This window comes from Algoriphagus sp., assembly GCF_030694375.1.
GTDB lineage: Bacteria > Bacteroidota > Bacteroidia > Cytophagales > Cyclobacteriaceae > Algoriphagus.
In genome coordinates, this window is record NZ_JAUXYL010000048.1 from 12,413 (window position 1) to 33,001 (window position 20,589).

General features: G+C 43.8%; 16 protein-coding genes. 10 read left to right on the forward strand and 6 right to left on the reverse strand.

Annotation, left to right across the window (positions count from 1 at the left end; translation table 11 throughout):
- Positions 1-7: 7 nt before the first annotated feature.
- The 5 genes from Q8M62_RS20060 to rimP all read right to left on the reverse strand — a co-directional run bounded on the left by Q8M62_RS20060 (position 8) and on the right by rimP (position 6,749).
- Positions 8-928, reverse strand: coding sequence for a transporter (locus Q8M62_RS20060; protein ID WP_304900435.1), 921 nt, complete (start codon positions 926-928; stop codon positions 8-10).
- A 162-nt stretch (positions 929-1,090) separates the two neighbouring features.
- A complete protein-coding gene (locus Q8M62_RS20065; RefSeq protein ID WP_304900434.1) occupies positions 1,091-1,636 on the reverse strand; it encodes a hypothetical protein in 546 nt (181 codons plus the stop codon).
- Positions 1,637-2,017: 381 nt separating this feature from the next.
- Positions 2,018-4,963, reverse strand: coding sequence for a translation initiation factor IF-2 (gene infB / locus Q8M62_RS20070; RefSeq protein WP_304900433.1), 2,946 nt, complete (start codon positions 4,961-4,963; stop codon positions 2,018-2,020).
- 62 nt (positions 4,964-5,025) lie between these two features.
- Complete coding sequence (gene nusA, locus Q8M62_RS20075) at positions 5,026-6,270, reverse strand: transcription termination factor NusA (protein WP_304900432.1); 1,245 nt, start codon at positions 6,268-6,270, stop codon at positions 5,026-5,028.
- A 5-nt stretch (positions 6,271-6,275) separates the two neighbouring features.
- Positions 6,276-6,749: a ribosome maturation factor RimP gene (gene rimP, locus Q8M62_RS20080; RefSeq protein ID WP_304900431.1), complete on the reverse strand. Its 474-nt coding sequence runs from the start codon at positions 6,747-6,749 to the stop codon at positions 6,276-6,278.
- A 320-nt stretch (positions 6,750-7,069) separates the two neighbouring features.
- Here rimP and Q8M62_RS20085 point away from each other — a divergent pair, with 320 nt between their 5' ends.
- The 5 genes from Q8M62_RS20085 to rodA all read left to right on the forward strand — a co-directional run bounded on the left by Q8M62_RS20085 (position 7,070) and on the right by rodA (position 12,715).
- Entirely contained in the window at positions 7,070-8,098 is a 1,029-nt protein-coding gene (locus Q8M62_RS20085) for a rod shape-determining protein (RefSeq protein ID WP_092731786.1), read from the forward strand.
- A 7-nt stretch (positions 8,099-8,105) separates the two neighbouring features.
- A complete protein-coding gene (gene mreC, locus Q8M62_RS20090) occupies positions 8,106-8,945 on the forward strand; it encodes a rod shape-determining protein MreC (RefSeq protein ID WP_304900430.1) in 840 nt (279 codons plus the stop codon).
- Positions 8,935-9,459: a rod shape-determining protein MreD gene (locus Q8M62_RS20095; RefSeq protein ID WP_304900429.1), complete on the forward strand. Its 525-nt coding sequence runs from the start codon at positions 8,935-8,937 to the stop codon at positions 9,457-9,459. Before mreC ends, Q8M62_RS20095 begins: the two co-directional genes overlap by 11 nt.
- 179 nt (positions 9,460-9,638) lie before the next feature.
- The gene (mrdA, locus tag Q8M62_RS20100) at positions 9,639-11,441 is read left to right on the forward strand and encodes a penicillin-binding protein 2 (protein ID WP_304900428.1); all 1,803 of its coding nucleotides are present in this window, start codon (positions 9,639-9,641) and stop codon (positions 11,439-11,441) included.
- A complete protein-coding gene (gene rodA, locus Q8M62_RS20105; RefSeq protein WP_304900427.1) occupies positions 11,441-12,715 on the forward strand; it encodes a rod shape-determining protein RodA in 1,275 nt (424 codons plus the stop codon). Before mrdA ends, rodA begins: the two co-directional genes overlap by 1 nt.
- Positions 12,716-12,828: 113 nt before the next feature.
- Here the strand turns inward: rodA and Q8M62_RS20110 are convergent, their stop codons facing one another.
- On the reverse strand, positions 12,829-13,944 hold the full coding sequence (locus Q8M62_RS20110) for a hypothetical protein (RefSeq protein ID WP_304900426.1): 1,116 nt from the start codon (positions 13,942-13,944) through the stop codon (positions 12,829-12,831).
- 33 nt (positions 13,945-13,977) lie between these two features.
- On the opposite strand from Q8M62_RS20110, the gene Q8M62_RS20115 reads away from it, so the two are divergent.
- The 5 genes from Q8M62_RS20115 to Q8M62_RS20135 all read left to right on the forward strand — a co-directional run.
- The gene (locus Q8M62_RS20115) at positions 13,978-14,304 is read left to right on the forward strand and encodes a 2Fe-2S iron-sulfur cluster-binding protein (RefSeq protein WP_304900425.1); all 327 of its coding nucleotides are present in this window, start codon (positions 13,978-13,980) and stop codon (positions 14,302-14,304) included.
- A 2-nt stretch (positions 14,305-14,306) separates the two neighbouring features.
- Positions 14,307-14,891, forward strand: coding sequence for a thymidine kinase (locus tag Q8M62_RS20120; RefSeq protein WP_304900424.1), 585 nt, complete (start codon positions 14,307-14,309; stop codon positions 14,889-14,891).
- 844 nt (positions 14,892-15,735) lie between these two features.
- Entirely contained in the window at positions 15,736-16,425 is a 690-nt protein-coding gene (gene recO, locus Q8M62_RS20125; protein ID WP_304900423.1) for a DNA repair protein RecO, read from the forward strand.
- Positions 16,426-16,629: 204 nt separating this feature from the next.
- Positions 16,630-18,459 carry a transcription termination factor Rho gene (gene rho, locus Q8M62_RS20130; RefSeq protein WP_304900422.1) on the forward strand — a complete coding sequence of 610 codons (1,830 nt, stop codon included), beginning with the start codon at positions 16,630-16,632 and terminating at the stop codon, positions 18,457-18,459.
- 887 nt (positions 18,460-19,346) lie between these two features.
- A partial coding sequence (locus Q8M62_RS20135) for a glycine-rich domain-containing protein (protein ID WP_370690543.1) occupies positions 19,347-20,589 on the forward strand: 1,243 nt, incomplete at its 3' end.

Sequence of the window (20,589 nt, forward strand, 5' to 3'; positions counted from 1 at the left end):
TGATTTTTTAGAAGGCTTTAAACTGATAAGTCAATCCTAGACCCAGGCCTGAAAACTGACCCATATTTCTGCCTGAAAACATGTGATTGTAATAGGCCAAGACACCGAGACCCCCGTCTTTTTTGAAATAGTACTGTGCAAATCCACCTACTTGATCAAAATCAACTTTGTTGGTTGGCTGTGGAGCATTGTAAGAACGGATATCATCTCCTGTCGCACAACGGAGCGAAGTCAGCGATGCTTCGACGCGGAGTTTTTTCTGCAAAAACCAGGATCCAATGGCAATCTGAGCCTGAACAGCATCAGGTACGTCCATGGTAGCTGTGTAAAAACTGCCTTCCTGATAGTAAAAATCCCGCTCGGCTTCAGTCGTCCCTCTATGGAGGTAGGCAAATGATCCTCTTGCATAAGGACCTTTGTTTAGTTCAAACTGTCCGATGGCTCTGAGTCCCAATTCTCTGGCACCAAACCCCAAACTAAAAGGCATATAATCTGACAGATAGTTGGAGGCAGGAGTACTAAAACTCAGGTTGGAAAAAACCATCAGTTTGCTTTTTTCCATTTGTTTATCAACTAGCTGAGCCTTCAGCGATAGACCTAAGTCTTGTATCCCCTCCACTCCTGCCAGTTGCCCGCCCGTAGCAGCTGTTTTTACATAAGGCAAACTGACAATAAAATTGATCTTGTCAGTAATACCGCCCACGATCATTGGCATGAGCATTTTTCTTGAGAAAGTGCCAATGTTGCCATTGGTTCGGAGGTAAGTACCCTCCCAATAGTGATCCCAGTTGGCATCCTCGTAGACTACGGCGATGCAGATTTCACCTTTAGGCATCATCAGCCCATCGATAGGTGTCTGAGCAATAGCCAATTGTATCATTCCCAAGCCTGCAAGCAGCAAGCCCAGGAACTTTGAGTTAAAGTTCATAAGAATTGATAGTGTGATTTGGAAAATGTTGTTTCCCGCACAGGAATACGCTTTTCAGCAAAACAGCGGAGAAAGCGGATCCAGTGCAGCAATAAGTGGAACACCAAAATTCACCACAGAAATGCCCGGCATTCTGCGATGGAGGTGGTATTCAGTAAAAAATCAGGAAACCTGCGGAGGTGGTGAGTCTAAAATGAAATACGGACTCATGTAAGATGAAAAAATAAACCCAATCTTATTTTCAATGGCATCCTTCGCAACAAAGCCTATTTGGAATACCTCCGGCTCGAGGTAATCTTTTACAAACAATTTGAGCTGAGTTTGTCCATTTTGATCCTGTGGCAGTTCGTCCTCGGTCAGGGATGAAATCCAGCTTTTTACGGTGGATTCAAGAACCCTTCTGGCAGTATCCGGCACGTAAACAACCTGTAGTGTGTCGTTTTGATAGCGTTGTTTGATGGCACGAAAGTATTTTCCTTCCTTTTCAAAACGGGTATTTGTTGCCTGAAATTCATCCTGATTGGCCATGTAAGGAGCTGAAAGCGGGATCTCCATCAATCGCTCGTCCAAGGTGCCGGATTGTTCCCCATAGATTTTATCCTTCCAATTACTTTCCATGGTGTATTGGTAAGAATAATAAAATGCATAGTAGCCAAAATGGTAGATGGCGAAGCATAATAAAAGTGCTATGGCTACTGCTTTTCTCAAGGGGAAGAGTTATGAAATTGAAAATTGATTTAAAAATCCGAGAAAAAGAAACAAGATTTCTGAAAAATTAATAAAACAGGGCAATATTCTGAAATAGGCAGAATTTCATTTTTTTATTTGGTCAAAGGAAAAGAAGCTTCAACCCAAGCCAGACTACAAGGCAGAAAGTAATTAAAGCACCATAAATCTGAATCACCTTTAACCGATTGAAGCGGTCCAAAAACCAAAGAACCAAAACCGGGCGATACAATCCCATAACTAAGTTTAGGAGGAAAAAAACTGCAAGACCCAAAATAATAACAAGAAGTGCTTCCATCATTCCTTAAAAATAAAAAGGAACGACTGCTGCCGTTCCTTTTTCTATAAACAAAATCGTTAAAATTATTTTTTACGCTTAATCTCTTTCATCTCGTATCCTTCAATGGTATCATCGATTTCGATGTTATTGAAGTTTTTGATCGAAATACCACATTCGTAACCTGCTTTCACTTCAGAGACGTCGTCTTTGAATCGCTTCAACTGATCGATTTCTCCTTCGTGAATTACAATACCACCTCTGATCACGCGGATCTTGTTCTTCCTGGTAATGAAACCATCCGTCACGTAAGAACCTGCAACAGTTCCGATTTTAGTGATTTTGAAGATTTCCCTCACGATAATGTTACCGGTGATGACTTCTTCAAAAGTCGGCTCAAGCATTCCTTCGATCGCATCCTTAATCTGATTGATTGCGTCGTAAATGATGGAGTAATGACGGATTTCAATTTCTTCCTGCTCTGCAAGTTTCTTTGCATTGGAAGAAGGTCGAACCTGGAAACCGAGGATAATCGCATCAGATGCTGAAGCTAACAATACATCGGATTCGGAAATCTGACCCACACCTTTATGAATGATGGATACTTTGACTTCGTCTTTGGAAAGTTTCAACAATGAATCAGAAAGTGCTTCGACCGATCCGTCCACGTCACCCTTGATGATGATGTTAAGCTCCTTGAAGCTTCCGATTGCCAAACGACGACCGATTTCATCCAAAGTAATGTGCTTCTTGGTACGTAAGCTTTGCTCCCGCTGAATCTGCTCTCTTGAATTGGCGATCTCGCGCGCTTCGCGTTCTGTGTCATACACTTTGATTGTATCACCAGCTTGTGGAGCTCCACTGAGACCTAATACCTGAACAGGTGTAGAAGGTCCGGCTTCTTTCAGTTTTTTGCCTTTGTGATCAAACATGGCCTTCACGCGGCCATAATGTTGGCCTGCAAGCATAATATCACCGATTCTCAGTGTTCCTGCCTGAACCATGATGGTAGCGACGTAGCCACGACCTTTATCAAGAGAAGCTTCGACTACCGTGCCGACTGCATTTTTATTCGGATTAGCTTTAAGCTCAAGGATCTCAGCTTCGAGCAAGACTTTTTCAAGCAACTCGTCGATACCTTGGCCAGTCTTGGCGGAGATATCCTGAGACTGATATTTTCCTCCCCACTCTTCTACGAGAAGGTTCATTCCTGCGAGTGCTTCTTTAATCTTGGCCGGATTAGCATTGGGCTTATCCACCTTGTTGATTGCAAAGATCATGGGTACTCCACCCATTTGAGCGTGATTGATTGCTTCTTTGGTTTGCGGCATGATGCTATCATCTGCTGCAATCACGATGATTGCCAAATCGGTGATTTTAGCACCACGAGCACGCATCGCTGTAAATGCCTCGTGACCCGGTGTATCCAAGAAAGCTATTTTATGACCTGTTTGTGTCATTACATCATAAGCTCCGATGTGCTGGGTGATTCCCCCAGCTTCTTCAGTAGTTACCTTAGCCATACGGATGTAATCAAGCAAGGAAGTCTTACCATGATCTACGTGTCCCATGATGGTAACAATTGGAGCTCTTTCAATTAAGTCTTCTACTTCATCTGGTGCATCTTCCACCATCTCATCTTCGATGGATTTGGTGAATTCTACATCATAGCCGAATTCATCTGCTATAATGGTGATGGCTTCTGCGTCCAATCGCTGATTGATAGAAACGAACATCCCCAATGACATGCAGGTTGAGATGATCTGATTTACAGAAACATCCAAGAGTGCCGCCAAATCGTTGGCCGAGATGAACTCGGTAACCTTTAGGATTTTTGCTTCTTCGCCCTCGACTTCAACTTCCCGATCGCGATCTGCACGCTTATCTCTTCGGGTTTTTGATTTGCCTGAACCAGGCTTGGTTCCCTGAAGACGAGCAAGTGTTTGCTTGATCTGGTCTTGGATTTCTTTAGGTGTTGGCTCCGCCTTTTGAACGCGCTGCTGCGGCGCACCACCTCTTTGTTGGGTGCCGGGTCTGTGGACCGCCAGTTTGGGAGCACCTCTCGGTTCTTGCGGAGGCCTATTTGCTCCGCCTGCTTGTCCGCCCTGATTTCCGGGAGTTCCCGGTTTATCGATCCTTTTACGAGGACGTTTTTTATCTCTATTTCGCTCATCGGAGGAGGCTACTGGGCCACCTTTTTTCTTAGGTCGATCTACAGGAAGTTCAATTTTCCCAAGAACTGTTAATCCTTTGAGCGAATCTGCTTTTGCAGAGATCAATTGCTCCGGTGCTGGCGTTTCTACTGGCTTTTGTACAACCGGCGGCTTTGGGGCCTGTGGTGCCTGAGAGGGAGCAGGAGCTTTAGGCGCAGATTGGGCTGGTTTAGGACCTTGGTGCTGCGGCTTATTTTGTTGTGGACCACCTTGACCACCTTGTCCACCTCTATTAGGTTGCTGACCCGGTCTTGGCTGCTGTTGGTTCGGATGTTGCTTTCGTTGATCCTGAGATCTCTCATTCCGCTGCCCTGGCGCATTTTGTGGAGCCTGTGCAGGTTTAGGTGCTGGCTTTTTATCCAAGTCAATTTTGCCCAGAATTTTTATCCCCTCGAGTTTTGGAACCTCAGGTGATACTTTTTCCGGTTCCGGCTCTGATGCTGGAGCAGGTGCAGGAATTGGCGCCGGCTCAGGAGCAGGGCTTGGACTTGGAGCAGGTATAGTTACGGCAACTTTTGGTTCTTCCTTATGAACCGGTGCAGGAGCTGGCTCAGGTGCTTTTTCCTGCTTTGGTGTTTCAGGTTCGAGCGAAATAGGCTCATGACGCTTCCCGATTGAAAGGTGGGAAGCTTCCTCTTTATCAAGGGCAGAGGATTTGAATTCCTTCTCCAACATCCCCACTTGCTCCATGGAAATTTTGGAATTAGGATTATTCTCCACCTCAAAGCCCTTTTTAGCCATTGACTCAACTATGGTTGCCGTACCCACGTTGAGCTTTCTGGCTATTTGGCCTAAACGCATCATTTTCTCTTCTGACATAAGCAAAAACCTCTTTCGAAATTCTAAATATAAATAGGGTAATCTAAGGGGGAAGTCCCCCGTTATTGATCAAATTCTTGTCTGAGGATTCTGAAAATCTCATCGACTGTCTCTTCCTCCAATTCTGTACGTCTAGTCAGGTCTTCTTTGGTCAATGCCAATACACTCTTGGCAGTATCCAAACCCGTCTTTTTCAATTCTTCGATGATCCAACCGTCGATTTCGTCCACGAATTCGCTCAGATCTACATCTTCGTCATCGTATTCATTCAACTCTCGGAATACGTCAATCTCGAATCCTACCAATCTGCTTGCCAACTTAATATTAAATCCGCCTTTGCCGATTGCCAATGATACCTGATCCGGTTTAAGAAAAACCGAAATCCGCTTTCTCTCCTGATCTACAGTGATTGAAGATACTTTAGCAGGGCTAAGTGCTCTGGTCACGTAAAGATCGAGATTCTCCGTGTAATTGATTACATCAATATTTTCATTCTGCAATTCCCGCACCACAGCGTGAATTCTTGAACCTTTCATTCCGACACAGGCTCCTACCGGATCTATTCGATCATCGTAGGACTCTACCGCAACTTTAGCTCTCTCCCCTGGTTCACGGACGATCTTCACGATGGTAATGAGGCCATCGTAGACTTCAGGCACTTCATTTTCAAATAATCTTTCCAAGAAAACCGGAGAAGTTCTGGACAAAATGATCTTCGGGTTGCCATTATTCATGTCAACACGATGTACTATTGCCTTCACAGTGTCTCCTTTTCTAAAACGATCCTTGGAGATTTGTTCCGTTTTTGGAAGAATCAATTCATTACCATCTCCATCTATCAGGAGGATTTCTCTTCCCAAAATCTGGTAAACTTCAGCCGAGACGATCTCTCCAACTTGTTCTTCATACTTATTATAAAGAATGTCTTTCTCAAGATCTTTAATTCGTTGGATCAAAGTCTGACGCGCCATCTGCACGGCCCTGCGTCCAAACTCTTCCAATTCAATCTTTTCATAAACCTCTTCACCAATTTCAAAATCGGGCTCTATTTTTCTGGCCTCCGTGAAACTGATTTTATCGAAATCCCAAATATCCTCAGAATTGTCGTCAACGATTTCCCGGATACGGAAAATCTCGAGGTCTCCCTTATCAGCATTGATCGTGACGTCAAAGTTTTCGTCAGTCTCAAACTTTTTACGGATCATGGCTCTGAACACATCTTCCAGAATACGGATCATGGTAGGTCGATCCACATTTTTAGATCTCGCAAACTCTGCGAAAGATTCTATTAAGATTTTGGCATCCATTTGAGTTATTTAAAAGATACTTGTACGATAGATTTTTTGATTTCAGCAAAAGGATAATGAAGCTCTTCTTCGGTAGCTTTTTTCCCTTTTTCTTTCTTCTTAACCAATAACTTTACCCCAGTGGCGTCTATTTCGAGCAGTTTGCCCAAGACATCGGTCCCGGAGTTCAGCGTCAACTTCAGCTCTCGTCCTATATTTTTTTGATATTGCCTTGCACTGCTTAGAGGGAAGTCAAGGCCGGGGGAAGAAACTTCAATCACGTAGGCTTCTCCGATCATTTCATTTTCTTCCAATTCTCCAGACACGGCACGGCTTAATTTGGCACAAGCTTGGATAGTGACTCCCTGATCTGCATCAATTAGAATCAATATCTTGGTTTTACCGGCATTTTCTTCCAATTTGACCTCCACAACAAAGTGAGTCTCATCTGGAAGATGCTTTTCAACCAACTCTCCGATTGCTTTTCTAAGCTCAGTCATACGTTTGAATAATGAAAGAGGGGACTTGTTGTCCCCTCCAGAAACTTTCGAATACGGTGCAAAAGTAATATAAAGAAATCCGAAATGCAAAGCAGGAGCCTCTAATCCAAATCGAACAGAAAAAAATAGTGCGAAAACCCCAAAAAAAACTTTCGATTGTGCCAATCACTAAATCATTTGCCCTCAGACAACAAAAAAAACTTCTTTATCTGAGTTTTATCGATTTAAGATAATAATTTTGCCGACCCGCGTTTAAAAACGGTACCTAGGTACTACCTTAAACACCAAACTCCAACACAAAGCCAATCAATCAGCACAAAATGGGATTATTTGATTTTTTCTCTAGTGATATAGCCATTGATTTGGGTACTGCAAATACCCTCATCATACATAAAGATAAAATTGTCGTGGATGAACCATCCATCATCGCTATCGATAAGACAAACAACCGGGTACTTGCTGTGGGCCGAGAGGCCATGAACATGCACGAAAAGACCCATGAAAACATCAAAACCATCCGTCCGCTAAAGGACGGGGTGATTGCTGATTTTTATGCAGCCGAGCAGATGATCCGTGGATTAATCAAAATGATCCCCGGACAGAAGAAGGGGTTGTTTCCCCAATCGCACCGAATGGTCATCTGTATTCCTTCCGGAATCACAGAAGTAGAAAAAAGAGCGGTTCGTGACTCTGCTGAGCATGCGGGAGCCAAAGAAGTGTATATGATCTATGAACCGATTGCCGCGGCAATTGGTATTGGAATTGATATCGAAAAACCTATGGGTTCCATGATTGTAGATATCGGAGGAGGTACTACTGAGATTGCGTTGATTGCACTTTCCGGTATTGTAGCGGATCAATCCATCCGGGTTGCCGGTGATACGTTTACCAAAGACATTCTGGACTACATGCGCCGTCAGCACAACTTGCTGATCGGAGAGCGATCTGCCGAAAAGGTGAAAATCGCCATCGGTTCCGCATTGACAGAATTGGACGATGCGCCGGATGACTATGAAATCCGGGGTCGTGACTTAATGACCGGTATTCCCAAAGTCATTAAGGTTTCCTATTCCGAAATTGCTTTTGCGCTGGACAAATCAGTCTCAAAAATAGAAGAGGCAGTTTTAAAAGCCTTGGAGATCGCCCCGCCCGAGCTTTCTGCTGATATCTATGACAATGGAATTCATCTTACAGGTGGTGGAGCTCTTTTGAAAGGTCTTGACAAAAGACTACACCAAAAAACAAAGCTGCCTATTCACATCGCCGAAGACCCGCTGAGAGCAGTGGTAAGAGGTACAGGTACAGCCCTGAAAAATATTCAAAACTTCCGAACCGTCCTGATGACTTAAATACTGAATGCTACGCATCCTACAGTTCCTTTATCGAATAAGGGCATTTATTCTTTTCGTTTTTCTTGAGGTGTTGGCAATCTGGATGATTGTCTCCAATAATTCTCCACAGGGTGCAGCTTTCTTCAACAGTTCCAATGTTTTGATAGGCTCTGTGCTGAAGAAACAGGCTGACGTAATCCAGTTTTTTTCGCTTGCCGAGGCAAATGAAGCGTTAACTTCCGAAAACGCCGAAATCCTACAACAGCTCCGTCTACTGCAGATCAAGCCGGATAGCATTTCTTTTGTTCTGGATTCTGCTTTAGCCGCTACTTACCAGTTCAAAGGGGGGCGGGTGATTGGCAATTCTTTGAGATTTTCTCAGAATTATCTAACCTTAAATAAAGGGTCCAAACATGGTATCAAACCCGGAATGGGGATCTTCAATCCGGAAGGGGTAGTTGGGCGTGTGAAATCTGTTTCCGAAAATTATTCTGTGGCATTTTCCTTGCTGAATACAGGATTGTTGGTTTCCTCAAAAATTAAATCCTCGGATGTATTTGGATCAGTGCAATGGGATGGAAAAAGCGCCTCAGAAGCGCGTTTACTTTTCGTGCCAAGGCACGTGAAAGCAGTAGAAGGAGATACCGTTGTTACTTCCGGGTTTAATGCAGTGTTTCCGGAAGGAATTTTGATCGGAGTTATTTCCAAAATTTCCCCGGACGAAAAGAACCCCAATTACCTTTCCCTTACTGTCAAATTAAGTACTGATTTCAGCAAAGTAAATTATGTTTACCTCGTTGAAAATACGCTATTCACAGAACTGGATTCGCTTCACCGCCAATCTGAGATAAGTAATGAATATTAGAAATCTGATTTCCTACCTTCTGCTGATTCTCTTCCTGGGAGTGGTTCAGGTTTTGTTTTTAAAAAATCTGGCGCTTTTCGGAATTGCCTTTGTCTTCATTTATCTTTTGGGCATTTTGATTTTACCCGTTTCGGTTAAAACTGTGCCACTGTTGCTCATTGCATTTGCATTGGGCTTTTTCCTCGATGTCTTTTACGAAACAATAGGTATGCATACCGCCGCTGCGACCTTTTTGGCATTTGCCCGATCGATTTGGCTGAGGGCGATCAGTCCGACTGGGGGCTATGTGGATACGGAAGAGCCTTCGCTTAACGAAATGGGTTTGGTCTGGTTTCTGAGCTATTCATTTCCACTGGTTTTTGCATATTCCATGGTGTTTTTCGTGGCTGATCAGTGGGGCACAAGTGGCTTTTTAGGTGTGCTAAACAAAAGCTTTTTTTCCTCGATTTTCACTTGCCTTTTGGCTATACTTGTACAACTCCTGTTCTTTAAACGCAGACGGGGAATCCGATGAAATCGAGCATGTCATCATCGTCAGAAATTAGGATAATCGAAATCCATGCGAGATTCCATGTGGTCTTTGAAAAACAATTATAGTCACATGAAATCGAGCATGTCGAAGGCGACACAAACTGGGATGGTTATCGGCGATGTGAGATTCCATCTGACCGATAAAAAACAAAAAGTAAACAGATGAAAGATCAAAGACCTGTAGTCATACTCATCTTTATTTTTCTGGTGAGCATAATCCTGCTTATCAGGCTTTTCATGATTCAAGTCGTGGATGACAGCTTTATGAAACGGGCTGAAAGCAACGCTATACAGCGAATCGTGGACCATCCCTACCGTGGACTCGTCTACGACCGAAACGGGAAGCTTTTGGTCTTCAACAATCCGATCTTTGATGTCATGATTGTGCCCAAGGAATTTAAAGTAGGCGACACCACACGTTTTTGCGAACTTTTCAAAATTTCCAAAGAGCAACTGATCGAATCATACACATCGGCAAGAAAATATTCCTCAGTAAAGCCATCCACATTCATCAAGCAAATCTCCACGAGAGATTTTGCCAGAATTCAGGATTTTTTGGTTGACTATCCGGGACTATTCATCATGACCCGTGCCGTCCGGTCTTATCCGAATGCCACTGCAGGCCATGCCTTGGGTTACATCGGTGAAATCAGTTCTACGCAACTCGAGCGGGATACCCTGAAATACTATTCACAGGGTGACTATGTGGGATTGAGCGGCATGGAGCGGTATTACGAAAACGAACTCCGAGGAAAAAAAGGGGTCAAATACAAAATGGTCAATGTCCGTGGTGTGGACAAAGGCCCCTTCAAGGATGGGGAGTACGATACGGCATCCGTTGCCGGAAAGAACATCACCTCCACTATCGACATGGATCTTCAACTCTATGGCGAAATGTTGATGGCCGGTAAAACTGGGTCTGTGGTGGCTATTGAACCCGGAACAGGAGAAATCTTGGCGATGATCTCAGCTCCATTTTATGATCCTAACAACTTGACGGGAGCTGACTTTTCGAAAAACTACCGGAAGCTAAACAATGATCCGATCAAGCCCCTTTTCAACCGACCGATTATGGCGACATACCCTCCGGGATCCATTTTCAAAATTGTGCAAAGTTTGGTCGGTTTACAAAAAGGCATCTTGTTTCCCGAAACCACTTTCGCCTGCAACAGATCCCTGGTGGCCTGTCACAATCACCCAAACCCTGTCAATCTCTTTGGGGCCATCCGAAACTCCTGCAATCCATACTACCATCAGGCATTTCGTCAGATTATCAATCGGGAAGTCTCCAGCAACACCTTCAAAGACACACAGATCGGACTTGATGAATGGAGAGAAAGTGTGATGAAATTTGGACTCGGAGGAACGCTCGGAGTAGACATGACCAATGAAAAAGGAGGCTCCATTCCATCGAGTAAGCTATATGACCGGGTGTATGGAGTAGGCCGCTGGAAGTATTCGACCATTTACTCGCTTTCTATTGGTCAGGGAGAAATGCTGGTCACTCCGCTACAGATGGCAAATCTTGCGGCTATTTTTGCAAATAAAGGCTTTTATTACACCCCTCACCTAATCAAAGAAATAGACGGTGATCCTACCTTGATTCCTGCGCGATATCAGATCAAAAATGAAGTAGGCATAGATGCCAAACATTTTGATCTCATTCAGGATGCAATGGCTGAGGCTCTCTATGGTACAGCAAACCGTGCGGTGCTGAAAGATTTGGTCATTGCAGGCAAAACAGGAACCGCTCAAAATCCGCATGGTGAGGATCACTCGGTTTTCATTGCTTTTGCGCCGAAGGACAATCCAAAGATTGCCATAGTAGTGTATGTGGAAAATGCCGGATGGGGTGGAAGAGCAGCTGCAAGTACCGCCTCGCTGATGATTGAAAAATATCTGAAAGGTACCATCACACGTCCTGCGCTTCAGGACTATGTTTTAGCCGGAAACTTTATCTACTGATGCGGGAAGCTGACATACAAATCAACCGGGTAGACTGGATCACGGTGTCGATTTATTTCGCACTGGTGACCATTGGCTGGTTTAATATTTATGCCGCTGTGTATGATAGCCAAGTTGAAAAAAGCATTTTTGATGTTTCCATCAATTCGGGTATCCAGTTAGTTTGGATTGGGACAGCCATTGTGTTGATTACCATCATCATGGTGGCAGACTCCCGGTTTTTTGAGAATCTATCTTTGGTTATTTACCTGATATTTATGGTTCTCCTCATTCTCACTCCATTCGTGGGAAAGGAAGTAAATGGGCAAACGCTCTCCATTGGCTTTGGAAGCTTCCGTATTCAGCCAGGGGAATTTGCGAAGTTTGCCACGGCGCTCGCTTTGGCAAAAGTCATGGAGCGGCCGACTTTTGACCTTTCGAAAAAGAACTATCAGCTGATTGCCTTCGGGGTTCTTTTGCTCCCTGTGATCCTGATTATCCTGCAACCTGACACAGGTACCGCTATGGTATATTTTGCCATGTTGCTGATGTTTTATCGCGAAGGACTTCCTTCCAGTTATTTTGTCTTGGGCTTCGGGATGATAGCAGTCACCCTATTGGCTTTGGGAGTGGAAAACAATCTGTACTTAGCTGGAGCAGTTATAGCAATTACCCTTATTTTAATTTTTCTTGGAAAAAGGACCTGGCAGCGAATTTTAGCTTTCTCCCTGATCGGATTGGGATTGATCGCCTACATCTATTCCTTGGATTTTGTGGTGTCCAAACTCCCTCCACATCAGCAAAATCGAATCATGGTACTCTTCAACCCCAATTTGGATCCATTGGGTGTAGGCTGGAACGTGACTCAATCCAAGATTGCAATCGGATCAGGTGGATTATTAGGGAAAGGTTATTTGGAAGGAACCCAGACAAAATTTGATTTTGTTCCGGAGCAACATACAGATTTTATCTTTTGCACACTTGGTGAAGAATTTGGATGGATAGGAAGCTTGGTGGTGATCAGTCTTTTCACCGGACTCTTGTATCGCCTAATCATTATGGCCGAACGACAAAAGACTAGATTTACCAGAATTTATGGCTATTGCGTGGTCTCCATCTTACTTTTCCACTTTATGATCAATATCGCAATGACTATTGGCTTATTTCCTGTGGTGGGGATTCCACTGCCTTTTTTCAGCTACGGAGGATCCTCACTTTGGTCATTTACTGTGCTGTTGTTCATTTTTATCAAAATGGACTCGTCCAGAGCAACTCAATTGGGGAGATTGGGATAATCCTGAGTTCGATATGCGGAGACACAAACCGGGCGAGTTTTGCAGCAAGGCAATTGGGAAGATGGCATCAATCTAAAAAAAAGGAGCGGCCTCAACCGCTCCTTTTTTTAGGTTTAATCTGAATGTTTTCTGTAGACCAGCTGCATAAATTCCCGCACCGCGTCCGATTCCGTTTCCCAGCCCAACTCTGACACAAACCTTGTGTTGATTAGGTCAACTGCGGAATCAAAAGATCCTGCTTCATCAATCGCCTTAAGGGCATGTCGGAGCAAGTCAGCATTTCCGTCAAAAAGCTCTTTGGTAAACATAAACCGCTGATTGAGTGCAAGACTTTCAGAAAGTTCTCCCATGATCCCTTTCATTCCTTTATAGGTCTCGGTCGCAAAATGTGCTTTCAACTTCGATGCATTGAGTTGGGTGCCATTGCTTGTGATTGTGGTTTTTTCTACCTGTAAATATGTTGCCACTTCCTTTTCAGGCAAAGGTTCATGGATAGGAAGCGTGGCTTCTCGAACAGGCTCACTTTTATCTACCGTGTCAAAAAAGGATCCGTCTGCGGTCTCAGCTTTGATGGTAGGTTTGGGAACAGAAGCAGATTCATATTCTCCTGCCCCTAAATACAGGTCAGAATCGAAAGCTTTGATATCTCCCAATGTGGCCAGTAAAAGATTGACCGATTCCAGAGAATCCTTGACCACTTGGTAGTTGGCGGCAATCGCTCTCAGATAGGAATCCGAATCATGACCAAACCCCGTTTTGTCAATCAAAAACAGAATCACCCTATCATGCCATTTGTAGTACTTCTTATTTTCCCTGAGAAAATCATTAATCTTTCCCTGAGGCGCTTTGTTGATTTCTTTTTGATAGAAGGACACTGGATCTGTGGCTACCTGGATAGCCTGAGTGACGGCGGTTTTGACCATTGGTTCCAAATTAGAACGCTCCACCTTAATCCTGCGGGATAGCACATTCATAAATTGAGTCAAGGCATCATGCACCCCTATATCCCGGTAATCAAAGTAAGGGCTGCTTTTCAGCTTGGCTAATTCTTCCTGCCAAAGTTCAAAAAGACGTTTGATAATAAAAAAATTGACCTGTGTACTGCTCGTCAACTGAATGATTTCTTGGCCCGTAATAAATTGTCGGCCTGAGAAAAATCGCTCACAAACTAGCTGTGCATATTCACGAGAATAATTTTCTAAATAATTGCTGTTAATTTGAACTGTCATGAGTAGGTCTTGTTTTCAAATGCAAACGTAGAAATGCCCCGAATAGTCATTGAAAACCTGAGAAATCTTAGTATTTATTCGGAGGACACTGATCGTAAAGTTATCGAAATTATTCATGAAAACGGTACGGATTGGATGCATGCCTGCGGGAAAAAAGGGCGCTGTACCACCTGTAAAATGATCGTGGTGCGCGGAATGGAAAATTTAAGTCCAGAAACTGAACGGGAACTAGTTTACAGAAGCCAAAATCGACTCAGATCAAACGAGCGGCTTTCCTGTCAAAGTCAAGTTCTGAAGGACGAGCTTATCATCCGTGTCGCTGATGTCAATAAATTCCCTCATATAGATTATACTAAGTAATAATGTTTATAGAACCTTCCCTAAACAGCCGTAGACAAACCGATCGAAAGGGACAGATCGAGGTGATTTGTGGCTCCATGTTTTCCGGGAAAACAGAAGAATTGATCCGAAGACTGAATCGGGCGCGATTGGCCCGACTCAAGGTAGAAATCTTCAAACCCTCTGTGGACAAACGCTATCATGACTTGGATGTCGTGTCCCACAACGAAAACAGCATCCGTTCCACTCCGGTAAATTTCGCAGGAGACATTTTACTGTTGGCAGGGGATTGTGATGTGGTGGGAATAGATGAGGCACAGTTTTTCGATGAAGAAATTGTCCGTGTAGTGCAGTTGCTGGCCAATAAAGGAAAGCGGGTGATCATGGCAGGTTTGGATATGGATTTTGAAGGAAAGCCCTTTGAACCCATGCCGAGGTTGATGGCAATCGCTGAATATGTCACCAAAGTTCACGCGATCTGTATGAAATGCGGGGATTTGGCCGCTTTTTCTTTAAGGCTTTCAGAAGCAAAAGAGAAAGTGGTACTTGGAGAAAAGGAAAGCTATGAGGCGAGATGTCGCAGATGTTTTTTTGAGGATAAGAAGTGATGGATGACCGATGTCGGGTGAGTTTTATTGGAAAATTGAAAGATTGGAAAATTAAGAGTGCAGCCAGAAATGAACGTGGGCTGAAATGGTTAATGGATAGTGGTGTGCAGACAGTTGGGTCAGGTCGAGCGGAGTCGATGCACGGAACCTAGTATCTGGTATCAAGAGTCAAGACGGGAGACCGAAGACGGAAGTAGAGGAAAGAATTGTAAGTCGTAAATAGTAAGAGGTAAATAGTGAAGAGGTCCAAAAAAAGCGAAGCTTTTTGCCTCTGTGCCCTTGAAAAAAGCCAACTACTACTCAAAAACCAAAAAGTCCTTAACGAGGCAACCCAAAGTCTTCCTTAAAAAACTCCGTGTACTCTTTGCGGTAAAAAAGGCAAACGGGAGAGGGAGGTAAGAATTGTAAGTCGTAAATAGTAAGTGGTAAATAGTGAAGAGGTCCAAAAAAAAGCGAAGCTTCTAGCCTTTGTGTACTTGAAAAAAAAATCTACTACTGGAAAATCAAAAAGTCCTTAACAAGGTAACCCAAAGTCTTCCTTAAAAAACTCCGTGTACTTTGCGGTAAAAAAGGCAAACGGGAGAGGGAGGGAAGAATTGTAAGTCGTAAATAGTAAAAAGTAAGTAGTGTTCCTGAAAAGCGAAGCTTTTAGCCTCTGTGCCCTTGAGAAAAGCCAACTACTACTCAAAAACCAAAAAGTCCTTAACGAGGTAACCCAAAGTCTTCCTTAAAAAACTCCGTGTACTTTGTGGTTAAAAAAATGGAGACGGGAGAAAGGGGCCGATGTCCGATTCCCAATGTTGAATTTCAAATCTCAAATTTCGAATCTTATACCTTCAATCCAATGATCCGTAAAACTTCAGGATTAGTGCTCAGTTCGATCCGATACAAGGACACGAGCATTATTGTGAAGATTTTCACCCGTGAACTGGGTCTTAAGTCTTACCTGATCAATGGGGTAAGAAGCATGGGGAAAGGCTCCAAAATGGCACTTTATCAACCACTGACTTTACTGGACTTAGTGGTGTATAACAAAGAGAATTCCGGGTTGCAGCGAATTTCGGAAGCCAAACTGCAACGAGCTCATCAGCGGATTCCGTTTGATTTTTCCAGAACAAGCATCGCCCTTTTCATGACCGAAGTGATCAATCGCAGTATTTATGAAAACTATCAGAATGAATCACTCTATGATTTTCTTTCCGAAAGCGTTGTCATTCTGGATCAGGGTGAAACACTTCTCTCCCATTACCCCTTGGTGTTTTTGATCGAAAAGGCGAAATTTCTTGGCATTGCTCCGGAAGAGGCCGAAGGCTTTATTTTGGAATCAGACAAGCAACCTTTTACAAATCAGGAGCTTCCGCTCACCTTGGAATACCTGAAAAACCTTTTGGAAGAAAAGTATCATTGTGCCCACAAAATTCCCGTAATTATCCGGAGAAAACTTCTTGATCACCTACTCGACTTCTATGCCCAACAGATGGAAAATCCCAGTGCTTTCAAATCACTTGCGGTGATCAGACAGGTAATGGAGTGAAGGACCTGACTTTCAAAAAACTATAACATCAAACAAAAAATTTGTTAAATCCAAAAGCATCGGTTAATATTGTGTCATCACCGTGTATGAACAAGTCAGCCCGCTTTGACTTGAGCTTTTCCTGCAGACCTTTTTTGCTCAGAAAATCAGACACGTTCCCAAATAGCACATTTTACAATATCTTATTTATTTCATACCCTCTTTATGTATAACATAGAAGAACTCCGAATCAGGCTTTTATCTGAACTGAAGGAGATTGCAGAGGAGCTAGGAGTGAAAAACTTCAAAAGCCTCAAGAAAGACGAATTAGTCTATGCAATTCTAGACCAGCAGGCCATCACCCCAGAGCAGGCCCTCCCCAAGAAAAAGCCTTCTGCCGTGGAAACCCCATCCGCCGAAGCAGAAAAACCCATCGAGTCCCCCGCCCCTAGCTTACCTCCCGCAGCAGAAGCGGCTGAGTTCAAGCCAAAGTTCAGAAGACAAAACGTCACTGAAATCCCCTCTACTCCAGAAACGGAAAAACCTGCTCCCATTCAGTCTGAAATCCCTGCAGAGCCCAAGCCTGCTAAGCCGGAGTGGAAACAAAAGCGGGAAGAGCGACCAAGCTTTGAAAAGAGAGAACCGCGTCCGGCACCGGAAAGAAAAGAACCGCAACCTGAGCGAACAGAAGCTCCAGCAGGTGAGGAACCAAAAACGTTCAGGCCAAGAAGAAGAGCATTTGAAGAAGTAGAAGTCAGTGGTAACACCACAGAAACAACTGAAGTCGCTACGTCTCCTTCAGGAAATTATGTGAAACAAGAAACTGAAATTGAGCTCCCAAAGCGGAAAAATTTCAGATCTCAGGATGAAATCATGGCTCCTGCAGCCGAAACCGTCCACAATCCCAACCGCAAAAAACCATTTGTCAGCCCTCGGGAGTTTGATGGTGTGATCGAAAATGAAGGTGTATTGGAAATGATGCAGGAAGGATACGGTTTCCTCCGCTCATTGGATTACAACTACTTGGCTTCTCCGGATGATATTTATGTTTCCCCTAGTCAGGTGAAACTTTTTGGACTGAAAACCGGTGATCATATCAAAGGCTCCATCCGTCCACCTAAAGAAGGCGAAAAATATTTTGCCCTTCTAAAAATCGAAACTGTCAACGGTAAGACCACAGATGAAATTCGTGACCGAGTTCCATTTGAATACCTCACCCCGCTTTTTCCTGAGGAAAGATTAAACCTTTCTACTAAAGCAGACGGGTACTCAACGCGTATTCTTGATCTCTTCGCTCCAATCGGAAAAGGTCAGCGTGGGATGATCGTAGCACAGCCAAAGACAGGTAAGACGGTATTGCTTCAGCAGATCGCCAATGCGATCACTAAAAATCACCCGGAAGTTCACCTGATGATCCTATTGATCGACGAACGACCGGAAGAAGTTACGGACATGGCTCGCTCGGTAAATGCAGAAGTGATTTCCTCGACATTTGATGAAACTGCCGACCGTCACGTGAAAGTTTCCAACATCGTTTTGGAAAAAGCCAAGCGAATGGTAGAAGTAGGTCATGACGTGGTGATCCTTTTGGACTCCATCACTCGTCTCGCCCGTGCGCACAATACCGTGGTGCCAAGCTCCGGTAAGATCCTTTCCGGTGGTGTGGATGCCAATGCACTTCACAAACCAAAGCGCTTCTTCGGTGCGGCAAGAAATGTAGAGAACGGAGGTTCACTGACCATCATCGCAACTGCCCTGGTAGAAACGGGTTCCAAGATGGATGAGGTCATCTTTGAAGAATTCAAAGGAACCGGCAATATGGAACTTGCCCTTGACCGTAAGTTGGCCAACAGAAGAATCTACCCTGCCATTGATGTCTTGGGTTCAGGCACCCGTCGAGAAGACTTGCTGATGGACAAGGAAGAGATGCAGCGTGTATGGATTCTAAGAAAACTGATGAGCGATATGAACTCACAGGAGTCTATGGAATTCCTTCTCAACCGAATGAAAGGTACCCGTGACAATGCTGAGTTTTTGATCAGTATGAACGGATAAAACTCCTGTCTCAAAAATAAAATACTAACCCCGGCTGGAAAGTCGGGGTTATTTTTTTGGCAAAAATTAATTCATCAATGGGAAAACACGGTACTTGAGATCTCCGGGGTCTCGTTCGCCCGATAATCTCGGAGCTGCAGCCTGAGCTGGTAGAAGTCGGGCATTGAGCCTTGATTAGGGGGGGCTGGTATTAGAAAGGCCTTCCGCCATACAGAAAGAGCCCATGCTGGAATCTGTGGAAAATGTGGACTTTATGGAATCTGTGGACTTGACTTGAATCTAGCGTAGGTTAGAAAGGTTAAGTATCTATGGGACTGCTATGGGATTACTATGGGTTTACCATGGGACTGATGGGGAGATAATGTAAAGGAGTAAGAGGGTTAGATTTACTTTTTATGTCTTCCAAAATTTTAAGTGGAATTTATTTACTTGGATTTGATTCTCGAGCAATTCAATTTTCTTAATCAGTGAATTTTTCAAGAAAAAATAGGATCTCTTTTTTTCCATGTACAAATAAAACAGCTAATCAGACAAAAATATTGGCAAACAAAATTTGTTTAATTGTAAGTAAAGTATATTTTTGAAGGCTTTTTTGGGACACAATACAAATAATCTTCTTTTCATTAACTCAAATTGCATTTTATATACAAAAAATAGCAAATAATGAAAATCAGGATTATAGGCATTCCGCTAAAAAGCATTTTAAATAACAAATGATTTTAAAAAATAAATTAAGGATATATAAAGATTGAGAGAAATAAAACTTTCTCAATTGCTTTAAATTCTATAACCGGCAAATGATAAATATAAAATATCAAGATTCGTTTGTGTTTTTAAATAGACTTTATTGTATATAAAATTCATTTTGTTGAAAACAAAATAAACCCATGTTATTCAGTCTTCTAATTGATCTTTTCAAGAAAAGGCCAATCGCCCTTCTGGGTTTTTGGGCTTTAATGATGTGTTCAATAGTAGGGGTGGCGCAGACACAGACCGTTACTACACCACTAGGGTCAGGATCATTTACCGTCCCCGCCGGCGTCACCTCAATTACTGTGGAAGTCTGGGGGGCCGGAGGTAGAGGTGGATCTAGAACAAGCAATGGAAGTGCAGGGGGAGGCGGTGGAGGAGCCTATTCCCGGAGCGTTCTGACAGTAACCCCGGGGCAGGTCATAAATTATTACGTAGGTTTTGGTTCATTAACAGCGCTTCCCGGAGAAGATTCTTGGTTTTCTAGTAATACCACGCTAATGGCCAAAGGTGGAAATTCTGTGGACACAAATATAACCACCGGTGGTACTGGGGGCTCGGCAGCAGCCGGGGTTGGGGATGTCAAATTTAGCGGCGGAAATGGTGCCACAGCGGGATCAAATACAGGAGGTGGTGGATCTTCAGCAGGTAGAGCAGCAAATGGAACGAATGCAACCACATCAACTGGCGCCACAGCTCCGACAGATGGAGGAAATGGTGGAAGTGGCGATACTAGTGGTAGTCAGGGTCCCGGATTAAATGGATCAGCTCCCGGCGGAGGTGGGGGTGGCGCACGTCGAAGTAATGCTTCAGGAACAGAACAAGTCGGAGGATTTGGGGGAAATGGCCAAATTCGAATCTCATATATTGCTTTGACATCGGCAACAGGCACAGATAATCAATCCGTATGCGTAACTACAGCCGTCACACCTATTACATTTTCACTTCCTCCCAGTTCAACTGTTTCCATTTTAAATCTTCCCGCTGGATTAACATCAAATCATAATGCCACTACGGGTACGATTTCAATTTCAGGAATACCAACCGCTAGCGGAACCTACACTATCAATGTAACTACTGGGTATGGAATAAGTCTCACCAGAAATGGATCGGTAACTGTCATCCCCAATAACACTGTCAGCTCTTCAGCTCCCAACCAAGTCAGGTGCATCAATACCCCACTAACAAATATTACACACACCACGACTGGAGCAACTGGGATAGCCAATAATGGAGTAGCAGGAGCAAATGGACTTCCTGCCGGAGTTACCGCTACCTGGGCTGCCAATACCATCACGATTTCCGGTACTCCGACCGTTTCAGGGACATTCAATTACAGCATTCCACTGACCGGGGGATGTGGGAATATCAATGCCACGG